General features: G+C 68.4%; 14 protein-coding genes. 4 read left to right on the top strand and 10 right to left on the bottom strand.

Annotation, left to right across the window (positions count from 1 at the left end):
• Positions 1-65 precede the first annotated feature (65 nt).
• Positions 66-3,182, top strand: coding sequence for a fused isobutyryl-CoA mutase/GTPase IcmF (gene icmF, locus ACFVDI_RS19995; protein ID WP_378908870.1), 3,117 nt, complete (start codon positions 66-68; stop codon positions 3,180-3,182).
• A 91-nt stretch (positions 3,183-3,273) separates the two neighbouring features.
• Positions 3,274-4,011 carry a helical backbone metal receptor gene (locus ACFVDI_RS20000; protein ID WP_378908873.1) on the top strand — a complete coding sequence of 246 codons (738 nt, stop codon included), beginning with the start codon at positions 3,274-3,276 and terminating at the stop codon, positions 4,009-4,011.
• On the opposite strand, the gene ACFVDI_RS20005 is transcribed toward ACFVDI_RS20000, so the two are convergent.
• From ACFVDI_RS20005 to ACFVDI_RS20035, 7 genes are all read right to left on the bottom strand, one after another.
• Entirely contained in the window at positions 3,959-4,330 is a 372-nt protein-coding gene (locus ACFVDI_RS20005) for a YrdB family protein (protein WP_378908875.1), read from the bottom strand. The two genes, ACFVDI_RS20000 and ACFVDI_RS20005, sit on opposite strands and share 53 nt — an antisense overlap.
• A gap of 28 nt (positions 4,331-4,358) precedes the next feature.
• Positions 4,359-5,111 (bottom strand): DinB family protein, encoded by a 753-nt coding sequence (locus ACFVDI_RS20010; RefSeq protein ID WP_378908879.1) that lies wholly within the window; start codon positions 5,109-5,111, stop codon positions 4,359-4,361.
• A gap of 47 nt (positions 5,112-5,158) precedes the next feature.
• Entirely contained in the window at positions 5,159-5,917 is a 759-nt protein-coding gene (locus tag ACFVDI_RS20015; RefSeq protein ID WP_378908882.1) for an enoyl-CoA hydratase-related protein, read from the bottom strand.
• Positions 5,918-5,965: 48 nt separating this feature from the next.
• Entirely contained in the window at positions 5,966-7,342 is a 1,377-nt protein-coding gene (locus ACFVDI_RS20020) for an ABC transporter substrate-binding protein (RefSeq protein WP_378908884.1), read from the bottom strand.
• 42 nt (positions 7,343-7,384) lie between these two features.
• Positions 7,385-8,233: a carbohydrate ABC transporter permease gene (locus ACFVDI_RS20025; protein WP_378908889.1), complete on the bottom strand. Its 849-nt coding sequence runs from the start codon at positions 8,231-8,233 to the stop codon at positions 7,385-7,387.
• The gene (locus tag ACFVDI_RS20030) at positions 8,230-9,144 is read right to left on the bottom strand and encodes a carbohydrate ABC transporter permease (protein ID WP_378908894.1); all 915 of its coding nucleotides are present in this window, start codon (positions 9,142-9,144) and stop codon (positions 8,230-8,232) included. The genes ACFVDI_RS20025 and ACFVDI_RS20030 overlap by 4 nt, the downstream gene beginning before the upstream one ends.
• 97 nt (positions 9,145-9,241) lie before the next feature.
• On the bottom strand, positions 9,242-9,916 hold the full coding sequence (locus ACFVDI_RS20035) for a dihydrofolate reductase family protein (RefSeq protein ID WP_378908897.1): 675 nt from the start codon (positions 9,914-9,916) through the stop codon (positions 9,242-9,244).
• Between the two features lie 43 nt (positions 9,917-9,959).
• Here ACFVDI_RS20035 and galE point away from each other — a divergent pair, with 43 nt between their 5' ends.
• On the top strand, positions 9,960-10,937 hold the full coding sequence (gene galE / locus ACFVDI_RS20040) for a UDP-glucose 4-epimerase GalE (protein ID WP_378908900.1): 978 nt from the start codon (positions 9,960-9,962) through the stop codon (positions 10,935-10,937).
• An 88-nt stretch (positions 10,938-11,025) separates the two neighbouring features.
• Here galE and ACFVDI_RS20045 read toward each other — a convergent pair whose 3' ends face one another.
• From ACFVDI_RS20045 to ACFVDI_RS20055, 3 genes are all read right to left on the bottom strand, one after another.
• Positions 11,026-11,592, bottom strand: coding sequence for a hypothetical protein (locus ACFVDI_RS20045; protein ID WP_378908905.1), 567 nt, complete (start codon positions 11,590-11,592; stop codon positions 11,026-11,028).
• A complete protein-coding gene (locus ACFVDI_RS20050) occupies positions 11,570-12,013 on the bottom strand; it encodes a helix-turn-helix transcriptional regulator (RefSeq protein ID WP_328528790.1) in 444 nt (147 codons plus the stop codon). The genes ACFVDI_RS20045 and ACFVDI_RS20050 overlap by 23 nt, the downstream gene beginning before the upstream one ends.
• Positions 12,014-12,153: 140 nt before the next feature.
• Complete coding sequence (locus ACFVDI_RS20055; RefSeq protein ID WP_378908910.1) at positions 12,154-13,110, bottom strand: asparaginase; 957 nt, start codon at positions 13,108-13,110, stop codon at positions 12,154-12,156.
• Between the two features lie 28 nt (positions 13,111-13,138).
• Here ACFVDI_RS20055 and ACFVDI_RS20060 point away from each other — a divergent pair, with 28 nt between their 5' ends.
• On the top strand, positions 13,139-14,074 hold the full coding sequence (locus ACFVDI_RS20060) for a sulfite exporter TauE/SafE family protein (RefSeq protein WP_378908912.1): 936 nt from the start codon (positions 13,139-13,141) through the stop codon (positions 14,072-14,074).
• Positions 14,075-14,164: the final 90 nt, after the last annotated feature.

Genomic DNA, 14,164 nt, shown 5'->3' on the forward strand with positions numbered 1-14,164 from the left:
GTATGTGATCCACGACCTATCCTGGAAATACTTGGACGTCCAACTATTCCCTGGGAGCACCGCCCATGTCCGACCTCCACATCCCCCAGAACCACGTGCGGATCGTGACCGCGAGCAGCCTCTTCGACGGCCACGACGCCGCGATCAACATCATGCGCCGGATCTTCCAGGCGCAGGGCTGCGAGGTGATCCACCTCGGTCACAACCGCTCGGTGACCGAGATCGCCGACGCCGCCGTCCAGGAGGACGCCCACTGCGTCGCGGTCTCCTCCTACCAGGGCGGCCACGTGGAGTTCTTCGAGTATCTGGTCAGCGCGCTCAAGGACCGCGGTGCCGGCCACATCAAGGTCGTCGGCGGTGGCGGCGGCGTCATCGTCCCCTACGAGATCGAGCGGCTGGCCAACTCCGGCGTCAAGATCTTCTCCCCCGAGGACGGCCAGCGGCTGGGCCTTCCGGGGATGATCAACTCGGTCGTACGCGACATCGACCGCGATCTGTGGCCCACCTTCAACATCACCCCCTGCGGCGTGATCGAGGGCTACGGGCTCTCCATCGGCCGCGCCATCACCGGAGCCGAGCAGGCGCGGCTGCCCGAGGAGTTCCTGGCGCAGCTGCGTGAGACCGACCAGGCGGTCGTCCTCGGCATCACCGGCACCGGCGGCTCCGGCAAGTCCTCGCTCACCGACGAGCTGGTCCGGCGCCTGCGCACCGACCAGGAGGACAAGATCCGCATCGGCGTGCTCGCGATCGACCCGTCCAGGCGGCGCGGTGGCGGTGCGCTGCTGGGCGACCGGATCCGGATGAACTCGCTGGCCGCGATGCACGATGGCGGCTCGACGACGTTCTACCGATCGCTGGCCACGCGCGGTGGCCACGAGGTGCCCGAGCACTTCGCCGAGGTCCTCGCCGTGATGAAGGCCGCCGTCGACCTGGTGATCGTCGAGACGCCCGGCATCGGCCAGGGCGACACCGGGATCAGCGACTTCGTCGACGTGTCGCTCTACGTCATGACACCTGAGTTCGGCGCCGCGAGCCAGCTGGAGAAGATCGACATGCTCGACTTCGCCGACGTCGTGGCGATCAACAAGTTCGAGCGGCGCGGGGCCGAGGACGCGCTGCGCGACGTATCCCGCCAGCTCGTCCGCAACCGCGAGGCGTTCACCTCCTCCCCCGAGGACATGCCGGTCTTCGGCACCTCGGCGGCCGCCTTCGACGACGACGGCGTCACCGCGCTCTACCAGCACATCAAGGGCCTCCTCGTCGAGGCCGGCCTGCCGCTGAGCGAGGGCACGCTCCGCCGCGTCGACACCCGCCACTCCACCGGGCTGCACCCGATCATCCCCGAGAAGCGGGTGCGCTACCTGGCCGAGATCGCCGGCGACGTACGCGACTACCACGCACGCACCGGCGAGCTCATCGCCGCGGCGCGCAAGGAGCAGGCCTACGAGATCGTGGCCGCGGACCACCCCGAGCTCGAGATCCCCGCCTCCGAACTGCCCGAGGACCTGCGCACGCAGCTGGACTCGTGGGAGGAGACGAAGGCGACGTACGCCGCCGACGAGGGTGGCCGGACGTCGCTGTCGGGCAACTACATCCCGCGAGTGGCGACTCCCCGTTTCACCGACCGCGGCGAGCTGACCCGGTTCGCGCGCAACGAGAACCTGCCCGGGTTCTTCCCGTTCACCGCGGGCGTCTTCCCCCACAAGCGGGCCAACGAGGACCCGGCGCGGATGTTCGCGGGCGAGGGTGACCCGTTCCGCACGAACCGCCGCTTCAAGCTGCTCTCCGAAGGCCAGCCGGCCACTCGGCTCTCGACCGCGTTCGACTCGGTGACCCTCTACGGCCGCGACCCCGACGTACGCCCCGACATCTACGGCAAGGTCGGCACCTCCGGCGTCTCGGTGGCCACGCTGGAGGACATGAAGGCGCTCTACGACGGGTTCGACCTGCTCGCCCCGACGACCTCGGTGTCGATGACGATCAACGGGCCGGCGCCGACGATCCTGGCGTTCTTCCTCAACACCGTGATCGACCAGGCGCGCGAGCGCGGCGTCGACCCGGCGAAGGCACTGCAGACCGTCCGCGGCACGGTGCAGGCCGACATCCTCAAGGAGGACCAGGGCCAGAACACCTGCCTGTTCTCCACCGAGTTCTCGCTGCGCTGCATGGCCGACATCCAGGAGTGGTTCATCGAGAACGGCGTACGCAACTTCTACTCCGTCTCGATCTCCGGCTACCACATCGCCGAGGCCGGGGCGAACCCCATCTCCCAGCTCGCCTTCACGCTGGCCAACGGGTTCACCTACGTGGAGTCCTACCTCGCGCGCGGGATGGACATCGACGACTTCGCCCCGAACCTGTCCTTCTTCTTCTCCAACGGGATGGACCCGGAGTACTCGGTCATCGGCCGCGTCGCCCGGCGGATCTGGGCGATCGCGATGCGGGACCGCTACGGCGCCTCGGAGCGCTCGCAGAAGCTGAAGTACCACATCCAGACCTCGGGACGGTCCCTGCACGCGCAGGAGATGGACTTCAACGACATCCGCACCACGCTGCAGGCGCTGATCGCGATCTACGACAACGCCCAGTCGCTGCACACCAACGCCTTCGACGAGGCCGTGACCACCCCGTCGGAGGAGTCGGTGCGGCGCGCGCTGGCGATCCAGCTGATCATCAACCGCGAGTGGGGCATGGCGTTCAACGAGAACCCGCTCCAGGGCTCCTTCATCATCGACGAGCTCACCGACCTCGTCGAGGAGGCGGTGCTGAAGGAGTTCGACCGGATCTCCGAGCGCGGCGGCGTGCTCGGCGCCATGGAGACCGGCTACCAGCGCGGCAAGATCCAGGACGAGTCCATGCTCTACGAGCACCGCAAGCACGACGGCACCCTGCCGATCGTCGGCGTCAACACCTTCGTCCGCGACACCAACGGGGCCCCCGCCGGCCCGGTGGAGCTCGCCCGTGCGACCGAGACCGAGAAGAAGTCCCAGCTCGACCGCGTCCACGCCTTCCAAGCCGCCCACTCTCGTGAGGCCGAAGAGGCGATCGCCCGGCTCAAGCAGGCCGCAACGTCCGACGAGAACATCTTCGCCGCGCTCATGGACGCAGCCCGGGTCTGCTCGCTCGGGCAGGTCACCGAGGCGTTCTTCGAGGTCGGGGGCCAGTATCGGCGGAACGTCTGATGGATGTTCGTCTAGGTATGCAGCCGAACCGTCACTCCCCGTGCGGAGTTCCGCACGGGAAGTGACAACCGACCTGCATACCTTGATGAACATGCGCGACGACCTAGGCACCCCGTACGACGGCCCGCACCCGGCGACCCGAGTGATCTCGCTGGTCCCGTCGCTAACCGAGGCGCTCGCCTCGGTCGCGGCGGACCGGCTGGTCGGAGCCACCGACTGGTGCACGCACCCGGCGGAACTGGAGGTGCCACGAGTGCGCGGCACCAAGAACCCGGACCTGGCCGCGATCGCGGCGCTGGCACCGGACGTCGTGGTGGCCAACAAGGAGGAGAACCGGGAGCTGGACGTACGCCGCCTGCGGGAGCGCGGCGTCCGGGTCTGGGTGACAGACATCGAGACGGTTCCCCAGGCGGTCGCGTCGATGGAGAGCCTCCTCGACGGCATCGGCTGGGAGCGCCCCGACTGGCTCGCGGAGGCCCGTCGGCTGTGGTGCGGACCGCTCCCCCAGGTCAGCCGCCGGGTGGCGGTGCCGATCTGGCGCGATCCGTGGATGGTGGTCGGGTCACGTACGTTCACCGGCGACCTGCTGCGGCGGCTGGGCTGGGAGAACGTCTACGGCCACCACGCGGATCGCTATCCGCACGTCGACCTGGCCGACATCGATGGGGCCGGGCCCGATGCCGTGCTGCTCCCCGACGAGCCGTACGTCTTCACCCTCCAGGACGGACCGGAGGCCTTCACCCGGACGCCGACGGAGCTGGTCAGCGGCCGGCTGATCACGTGGTACGGGCCGAGTCTCCTCGAGGCACATCAGTGGGCAAGCGGCTGATCGCGGGAAGCAGAGCCAGTGCGTTGATCACGACCGAGAAGACCAGCAGGGCCAGGGCCCATCCCGGATGACCGGCGTCGAGGAGTGCCAGCGAGGCGAGTCCGAAGACGATCACCTTGGCGACCGGCCGGATCACCGGTCCGCTCCGAGTCGCCTTGGGCGAGGCGAACATGCCCCAGGCGAACGCAGCCGCCACGGGGAGCAACCACACCAGCAGCCACCGAGGCTCGTGCTGCCAGCCCCACACCCCGAAAGCAGCCATCGCCAGCAGCTCGTCGATGAACACCAGAGTCAGCACGAACCAACCGAAGACCGCCACGGCGGCATCGTAGGGACATCTCTCCGCCTCAGCCAGCGGTTAAGACCGTCAGGTCACGCAGCGCATATCGGTGATGCTCGGCCTCCTCGGCGAGCACGACCTTGAGGCAGCGGCGTACGGAGAACTCGGCGTCGGTGTAGCCGCCGACCGGGCGCCGTCGGCAGAGCCGGTCGAGATCCTCGTCGGTGAGGCCCGCGACGTAGCCACGGATCGTCGCCATCCGCGCGAGCCGAGCCTCCAGCACCTCGTCGAGGCCCGCCTCGACGCTGGTGTCGATCCCGGTGCCTTCGTCGGACCCCGCCGGACCGTAGCCGAGCGGGTGGTAGGGCGAGTCCTCCTCGAGCACACAGTTGCCGAACCACTTGTCACTGGCGAAGAGCAGGTGTCGCAGCGTCTCCACGAACGACCACTCGTCGTCGACGCGCTCGCGCTGCTTCTCCTCGGGCATCGCCCGGACCCGCTCGATCGTCGCCGCCCACTCTTCCTCGAGCAGATTCCAGACCGAGCGGATCTCGTCGGCAGTCTCCGCCTCACGCGCGAGGCGGCGTGACGGGTGGATGCGGTCGAGCTCGGACTCGACGTACGCCGTCACGTCGACGTCGTTGACCACGACCCGCCCGAAGTCGCCGCCGAGATAGACGTCGCGGCCCCAGCAGTCGACGATCTTGAGCCGCTCCTCGAACCAGCAGTCGCGGATCTCCAGACCGCCGAGATCGCTCTGCGAGATCAGCGCGTCGCGGAACTGGTCGGTCTCGGCGTACGTCTTCTGCTCAGAGGGCATACGCCATCGTCGGCCGACCCGGCGAACCCGTCAACGGACTAAACGACCTAACGGAAGGCCGGCTTCTCCTTGGCCAGGAACGCGCGGACGCCCTCCTTGAAGTCGGCGCCGGTGTAGACCTCGCGCAGCAGGTCCTCGTCACCTTCGGGCGAGGCCTCGGTGCGGGCGGCGTACACAGCGAGCTGACTCTTGGTGGCCCGGACGGTGACGCCGGAGAGCGCCAGGATGCCCTCGACCAGCGCGTCCACCTCGTCGGCCAGCGATTCCGTGACCGCCGTCAGCGCGCCGGTGGCGTAGGCGCGGTCGGCGTTGATCAGCCGGGCGGCGAGGAGCATCTCCCGCACGATCGGCTCACCGAAGACCGCGGCCGCGCGGTAGACGATGGAGGCCGCGAGCGCATTGCCGAGCGTCTTCGCGATCGGGTAGCCGAAGCGCGAGTGGGGCGTCGCGACCCGCAGGTCGCAGTGGGTCGCGACCGCGAGCCCGCCCCCGACACAGACCCCGTCGACCGCGGCGATGGTGACCTGCGGGAGGGCGAAGAGCTTCTCGAGCAGCGCCCGGATCCAGTCCTCGTAGTCCACCGCGTCGCGGGAGAGGAAGTCGGAGATCTCGTTGCCGGCCGCGAACGCCCGCCCGCCGGTGCCGGTCAGCACCAGCACCTTCACCGACTCGTCCGCCGCGAGCTCGTCGCACAGATCGTGCAGCGCGCCGTACATCGCATGCGTGAAGGCGTTGTGCTTCTGCGGTCGGTTGAAGGTCACCTGTACGACGCCTGGGCGCCGCTCCACTACCAAGTCCTCGCTCACGAGAACCGAGCGTAGGGCACCCTCGCGGGTGCCCTACGGTGGCGTTCGTCACAGGCGCGGCTTCACCTGGTCGGTGTAGATCTTCTCCAGCGCCGCCTTGAGGCTGTCCATCTCGGTCTGGACGTCCTTGTCCTCGGTGAGGACGGCGGCCATGTGGTTGGCCATCTCCAGGTCGCCGCCGGGCAGGAAGACGCGGGCGTAGTCCTGCGAGCGGGTGTTGGGGAGCTGGTCGATCGCGACCTGGGCCTGCGGGGTCTTCTTCAGGATCGCGGCGGGGTCGGCGGACTTACGGATCGGCACGTAGCCGGTCGCCTCGGAGAACTTGATCGCCTGCTCGGGCTCGGTGAGGAACTTGATGAAGGTGCCGGCCGCGAGCTGCCGCTCCGGGCTGATGTCCTTCGGGATGCCGACGCCGGAGCCGCCGGTCGGGCAGATCTTCTCGGTCTCCGCCGGCCCGGCCGGCAGCGGGGCGACGCCGACCTCGAACTTCGCCGAGGTGATCGCGGTGATCAGGTCGCCGGTCGAGCCGACGGTGGCGCTGGCGACACCCGCCGCGAAGTCCTGGATCTGGTCGACCCCGGCGACGCCGGCGACCTTGTCCTTGTAGACCCAGTCCTTGAGGAAGGAGAGCGCCTCGACCGACTCGGCCGAGTCACAGGTGATGTCGAAGGACTCCTCCTTGGACCAGCCGCCGCCCCAGCCCCACAGGTTGTTCTGCAGGGTCCAGCCTGCGTAGCCCGCCAGGGCCGGGAACTGGAAGGCGAACTTCGCGCCGCTGGCCTGGGCGAGCTCGGTCTTCCACTCGCCGAACTCCTCCCAGGTCTGCGGGCCCTGGTCGGGCAGCCCGGCCTTTGTCCAGTGGTCCTTGTTGTAGTAGAAGAGCGGCGTCGAGCGCGCCCAGGGGACCGCCCAGTGGGCGTCGTCGTAGAGGTAGTCGCCCAGCAGCGAGTCGACGTAGTCGTCGGTGTCGAATTCGAGCGCCTCGAAGAGGGAGTCGAGCGGGATGATCTGGTCGTTCATCTTGTAGCGGAACCACCACACGTCCGACAGGTTGATGATGTCGGGCAGGTCGCCGCCGGTCTGTGCGGTCTGGAACTTCTGCGCGATCTCCTCGTAGTCGGCGCCGGCCGTGACCAGCTTGACCGTGATGTCGGACTGCGAGGCGTTGAAGGCGTTGACGATCTCGGTGCTGATCTTGATCGAGTCACCGGGGTTGGAGGTCCAGAAGGTGATCTCCTTGGCCGGCTTCACACCGCTGAAGTCGACCTGCTCGACGGCGCTTGCGCCGCCTCCGCCGCCGCTGGTCGAGGGGCCGCCGCCGCAGGCGGAGAGCGCCGCCGCGGAGATACCCAGGGCGCTGAGGCCGAGGAACCGTCGTCGGTCCAGGATCAGGCCCGAGCGATGCAGGTTGGACGAGGTGTTCATGAAGCATCCTTTCCCTGTTGTGCCAACTGTGGGCTGAGAACGTCAGCCTTTGACGCCGCCTTGGGTGAAGCCGTTGACGATGTGACGCTGCAGGAGCGCGAAGACAGCGAGGATCGGGAGCAGCACCATCACGGTGCCGGCCATCAGGACGCCGAACGAGCTGGCCGCGGACTCGCTGTTCTGCAGCAGCGTCAGGCCGCGCGGCAAGGTCATCATCTCGGGCTCGGAGATGATGATCAGCGGCCACAGGTAGTCGTTCCACTCGTAGACCACGTTGACCAGCGCCACGGTCGCGATGCTCGGCAGAGCCATCGGCACGACGTGGTGCCACAGCCGCTTCCAGTGGCCGGCGCCGTCGAGGTGGGCCGCCTCGATCACCTCGTAGGGCAGCTGCAGGAAGGCCTGGCGGAGCAGGAACGTACCGAAGCCGGTGCCGAGGCCCGGCAGGATCAGGCCCCAGTAGGTGTTCTCGCCGCCGAGGCTGCTGATGAAGACGTAGTTGGGCAGCGCGGTGACCTGAGGCGGCACCATCATTGTGGCGAGCACGCCCCAGAAGAGGTACTTCTTGCCGGGGAACTCGCAGAAGACCAGGCCGTACGCCGTCAGGATCGCGAGCAGGACCTTCAGTCCGGCACCGACGACCGTGACGATGCCGGAGTTGAGGAAGAGCCGCCCGAAGGGGACCTTCTGCGCAGCCTCGGAATAGTTCTCCGGCTGCCAGACCTCGGGGAAGACGACCAGGTCGGTGGTCGCCAGATCGCCAGGGCCCTTGAAGGAGGCCAGGATCATGTAGCCGAGCGGCAGCACGACGACGAGCACCGCGAGCAGCAGCACCAGGTAGTCGCGTACGGTCAGCGGCGTCAGCCGCACTCTGCGTGAGGGAGCGCTCATCGGTAGTGGACCCGCCTCTCCACGACGATCAGCTGGACGAGCGTGAGCACCACGAGGATCGCGAAGAGCACCGTGGACAGCATCGCGGAGTAGCCCGCCTGGCTCTGCTCCTTGAAGCCGGTCAGGTAGGCGTCGAAGATCAGGGTGCGGGCGCCGCGACCGAGCTTGTCCATCGCGATCAGCAGGTCGAAGGCCTGCAGGCTGTTGAGGATCGTGGTGACCATCAGGAAGAACGTGGTCGGCGACAGCAGCGGCAGGGTCACTGTGAAGAACCGCCGCACCGGCCCGGCACCGTCGAGGTCGGCCGCCTCCAGCAGGTCGCCCGGGACGGCCTGGAGACCGGCGAGGTAGACGACCGCGGCGTAGCCCAGGTTCTTCCAGACGTAGACGATGATCACCATCGTCAGCGTCCACGGCGGCGAGTTGATCCACTCCGGGCTGTTCAGGCCGACGTCGCGCAGGATCGCGGAGAGCGCTCCGATGTTGGGGTCGAAGATGTAGAGCCAGGCGAGTCCGACGCCGTAGCCGGAGAGGATGTACGGCGCGAACACCGTCGCCTGTGCGAACCCGGCGCCCGGGAGCCTGCGGTTGAGCGCCAGCGCGACGCCGAGGCCCAGCGCGAGGGTGAGGCCGACGGTCGCGACGGTGAAGATCGCCGTCGTGGTGAGCACCTTGCTCGCCTCGCCGGAGGAGAAGAAGTCGCGGTAGTTGCCCAGCCCGACCGGCGTCGCGAACTTCGAGCCGAGAGTCCAGTTGAGCGTGGAGTAGTAGATGTTCTGGAAGAGCGGGCGGTAGATGAAGACCGCGATCAGGGCGACGTTGGGCAGCACGAACGCCAGAAAGATCAGCCACTCCCGTACGCGTCTTCCCGAGAGTGCCTGACGTGGTCGCTTGGTCGTGACGGCCGTCATACCTGGCACGATCGGTGAGTCAAGCGGCTGGGTCGGACCCCGTCAAGAGTAAAACTCTCGGTCTCAAGATTTCGTTACCGGAAACTGATGGTGAACGTCATCTGGTTACCAACCAACGTCCGAGCAACGTGCCGTCGTGCTCGATGAGCGATCCCAAGGACACCGGTACGTCGGTCGGCGGGCCGGTCACGATCCGTCGGCCTTCGCCGGCGAGGAGCTTGGGCGTGATCGTGTGGCAGAGCTCGTCGACCATCCCGGCCCCGAGCAGCGAGCCGAGGAGGCTCGGCCCGCCTTCGCAGAGCACATGGCGCATGCCCTCCTCGTGGAGCCTGCGCATCAGCGCGGGCAGGTCGACCTCGGAGGCGCCGACGACGTAGACGTTCTCCTCGCCGATCTCGTCACGGGCGGCGTCCAGGCCGGGCGCGCCGGCCACCGTGGCGAGCCGCACCACGCCGGGCTCGGACCCGCGGAGCTCGTCGGGCACCCGGCCCCGACGGGAGACGATGACGATCGGCGCGCCCTTGGCCGTGTAGGTCTCGGCGGTGGCGGTCCCCGCCCCGACCAGGACCACGTCGGCGAGCTCGCGCAGGACGTGGAAGACATCGACGTCGACGGCGTTGTTGACCGTGCCGGAGAGGCCGTCGGAGCCGGTCGCCGCGCCGTCCAGGGAGCTGACCATGTTGACCCGCAGCCAGGGCAGGCGGGGAGGGGTGTAGATGGCCCGCAGGCCTTCGCGGGTCGTCGGGTCGCCGTCACCGTGCAGGAGGATCACCCTGCCAACGTTAGGCGCTGGCACCTGCCGCTATCTTCTTCGCATGAGTTGGTTGGTTACCGGAGGCGCGGGCTACATCGGATCGCACGTCGTGCAGGCGCTGCTCGACGCAGGCCTCGAGCCGGTCGTCATCGACGACCTGTCCTCGGGGTTCGCGAAGTTCGTGCCCGACAACGTCACGTTCGTCGAGGCGACGCTGCTGGACAAGGCGGCGATCGAGCAGGCGATCACCGACAACGGCGTCGAGGGGGTCATCCACCTCGCCGGCTTCAAGTACGCAGGCGTCTCGGTGCAGCGGCCGCTGCACACGTACGCCCAGAACGTCACCGGCACCGCCAACCTCCTCGAGGCGATGGTGGCCACCGGTGTCGACAAGCTGGTCTTCTCCTCCTCCGCCGCCTGTTTCGGCACCCCCGACGTCGACCTGGTCACCGAGACCACGCCGACCAACCCGGAGAGCCCCTACGGCGAGTCGAAGCTGATCGGCGAGTGGCTGATCGCCGACGTGGCGCGCGCCGAGGGCCTCGCGCACACGTCGCTCCGCTACTTCAACGTGGTGGGCTCCGGCAGCAAGGACCTCTACGACACCAGCCCCCACAACCTCTTCCCGCTGGTCTTCGACGCGCTGGCCAAGGGCAAGACGCCGCAGATCAACGGCGACGACTACCCGACCCCCGACGGCACCTGCGTACGCGACTACGTGCATGTCGCCGACCTCGCCCACTCCCACGTCGTGGCCGCCAAGCGGCTCGCCTCGGGTGCGGATCTGGAGGCCGTCTACAACCTGGGCTCCGGCGACGGCTCCTCGGTGCGGCAGATCATGGATGCCATCCGCGAGGTGACCGGCATCGACTTCGAGCCTGTCATCAAGCCGCGCCGTGCCGGCGACCCCGCCCGCATCGTCGCCACCGGCGAGCTCGCCCGGCGCGACCTCGAGTGGGAGATGCGCCACGACCTGCGCTCCATGGTCGCCACCGCCTGGGAGGCTCGCCAGGCCGCGGGAGCGGACTACCCCAGCTGACCTCGGGCGCGATGTTCACCGAGGTCCACGAAATAAGCGACGGCTCACCGAGTCAACTCGGTGAGCCGTCGGGCGTGCTGGACCAGGATCAGGCCTTCTTGGCAGCCGTCTTCTTGGCCGGAGCCTTCTTGGCGGGAGCCTTCTTGGCGGGAGCCGGCTTCGCGGCCGGAGCGGCCTCGGCAGCCGGGGCCTCGGCCTTGGGCACCTCAGCCTTGGGAGCCTCGGCCGGGGTCTCGGCGGTCTCGGACTTCTTGAACTTCGCGACGAAGGTCTCACCGCGGGTGGCGAGCTTGTCGTAGGTGCCGGTGGCGGAGCCGGTGGTCTCGTCGAGCTTGGCCTTGACGGTGGTCTTCAGCTTCTCGGGAAGGACGGTGTACTGCTCCTTGGCGAGGGCCGGGAGGGCCTTCGGGTCGAAGCCGGTCACGGTGGCCTTGGCGGCGGTCGCCCGCTCGGTCGCCTGAGTGCGGTAGGCGGTGGCCTTCTCGGTCGCCTTGGTGCGGGCGTCGGTCAGCTTCGTGGTCGCCTCGGAGCGGTAGCCGTCGACACGCTTCTGCAGGTCGGTGGCGAGGTCCTTGACGGTCTCGTAGGCCAGGTCAGCAACGCCGGCGACGGCGTTGAGGGGCTTGGTGGTCTCAATCTTGGGCAGCGTGGGCATCTGGGTTCTCCTCGTGATGGGGTTCTTCGTCGGTTTCATCGGCGGCCGGCGCATCGTCGGTGACACGACTGTTGAGAGCAAGGAACGAGTGGTAGACGTCGAGCAGCGAGTGCTTCTGCCGCTCGGTCAGACTCGGATCGGCGAGCACCGCGAGCTCCACGGATCCTCCGACGTTGGAGTCGGGGCTGAGGATCCCGGCACGGACGTAAACCTGCTCCGCCGAGATACGCAGCGCCTTCGCGATCTGCTGGAGGACCTCAGCCGATGGCTTGCGCAGACCGCGCTCGATCTGACTGAGGTAGGGGTTGGACACGCCTGCTTGGTCGGCGAGCTGACGCAGAGACATCTCGGCAGAGATCCTCTGTTCCTTCAGATACTCGCCGAGCGAGCCGACCGCACTCGTGACCTTGCTCTTGACCATGACTCCAGTGTGCTAACAATTGCTAGCAAACACAAGTCCTGAGCAACCGAAGTGACACGCATCACCCACTAGTTGCTACGTCAACTGGCGGGAAAACGCGGAACGCCCACTCCTCAGGATCGCTAGCGGCGCGCTAGCACTCACAGCAACGCGCGGATCTCGCCCACCGGGCGGCCACCGCCGAGGATCAGCGCCTCCCCCGTCGCCCGCAAGGCGTCGGCGTCGACCCCGTCCAGGTCACCGACCCCGTCGCGCAGCAGCGCGGCGGCCATCACGACCGCGCGCGCCCGGTCACCACCGTCGTCGGCCTTCAGTGCCCACGCACGGCCGTCGGGCAGGGCGACCGCGTAGACGGCCTCGGCCCCCAGCTTGCCGATCAGACCCGGCACCGCCCGGTGCAGCGCGACCTCGTCGCGCGTGGTCCCCGAGACGTACGCGGGGTGCGACCGCATCGCCTCGGCGACCCGCGCACCCGGCCCGTCCACCGCCGAGGCGATGGTCGAGAACGCCCGCGCCAGCCCGGTCAGCGACGTCGACAGCGCCGGTGCGCCGCAACCGTCGACCGTGACGTACGCAGCCTCGCCGGTGCACGCCTCGAGGATCTCCTGGATCCCCTCCTGCAGCGGGTGCTTGGGGTCCAGATAGTTCTCCAGCGGCCAGCCGGCAGCGACGCAGGTGGCGAGCATCGCGGCATGCTTGCCGGAGCAGTTCATCGCCAGCCGGGTCTTCGGCTCGTCGCGGCGGAGCGCCTCCTCCCGGGCCTCGACGCCGAACGGGTGGTCCTCGATGTTGCCGAGCGCGGACTCGTCGAGGCCGACGGTGGCGAGGATGCGGCGTACGCCTTCCTGGTGGAACGCCTCCCCCGAGTGGGAAGCGCAGGCGAGGGCGAGCAGGTCGGGTGGCAGGTCGAGGCCGAGGATCACCATCGCCAGGGCTTGCACCGGCTTGTTCGACGACCGCGGGAGTATCGGCGAGTCGACGTCGCCGAGCGACCACTCCACGGTGCCGTCGGCCGAGAGGGAGAGGACGGATCCGTAGTGGTGTCCCTCGACGAAGTCGGAGCGGATGATCTCGGCGAACGGCACAGGTGCTGGCATGGGGGCGAGACTATGTGAGAGTTGCCCCGTGTTCGCCGACCTCCTCACCCAAGAAGCGCTCAGCGTGCTCGTGGTCAGCTTCGGCATCGGCATCGTCGTCGGACTGACCGGCATGGGCGGTGGCGCCCTGATGACGCCCGCGCTGATCTTCCTCGGGGTGCCCCCCACGACCGCGGTCGCCAACGACCTCGTCGCCGCCTCGGTCAACAAGTCGGTCGGCGCCGCGGTGCACTGGCGCCACGGCTCGCCCAACATCCGGCTGGCGACCTACCTGATCATCGGCTCGGTGCCGTGCGCGTTCCTGGGCACCTTCGTCCACAAGCTCGCACCGGGCGACACCGACCACTTCCTCAAGATGATCCTCGGCGGAGCGCTGCTGTTCGCCGCGGCGTCCTACATGTTCCGGATGTATCTCCAGCTGCGCCAGGTCGCTTCCGGCAACGTCGCTCCCGAGGACGACCCCGACCTGAAGCCGGTGCTCACCATCGTCATCGGCGCGCTCGGCGGCCTCCTGGTCGGCATCACCTCGGTCGGCTCCGGCTCGGTCATCATGATCGCGCTGCTGCTGCTCTACCCGACGCTCTCGGCGGTCAAGCTGGTCGGCACCGACCTGCTCCAGGCCGTGCCGCTCGTGCTCGCCGCCGCGATCGGTCAGGTGATCAACCACGGCGTCGACTGGGCGGTGCTGATCCCGCTCATCCTCGGCGGCACCCCCGGCACCTTCCTCGGCTCCCGGATGGCGCGCTGGGTCTCGCAGTCGGTCATCCGGCGCGGCATCGTCATCATGCTGACCCTCTCGGGCGCCAAGATGCTCGGCGCGGACGCCACCTTCCTGCTGCTCCTCGGCGGCGCGATGCTGCTCCTCGGTCCGCTCCTGTGGGGCTTCATCCGCCAGTCGCGCGGCCTGGCCCCCTTCGACAACAACGCCGCCGCCTGGCGGCTGCCCGAACGCTCGGAGAAGTAGCCCCCGCCGAGTCGGCTCATCTGTCTCACCACAAAGCATCGAGTCGGCGCGTCTGTCCCACTTTCCTGGGACAGACCCGCCGACTCGGCG

The organism is Nocardioides sp. NPDC057767 (assembly GCF_042798275.1).
Taxonomy (GTDB): domain Bacteria; phylum Actinomycetota; class Actinomycetes; order Propionibacteriales; family Nocardioidaceae; genus Nocardioides.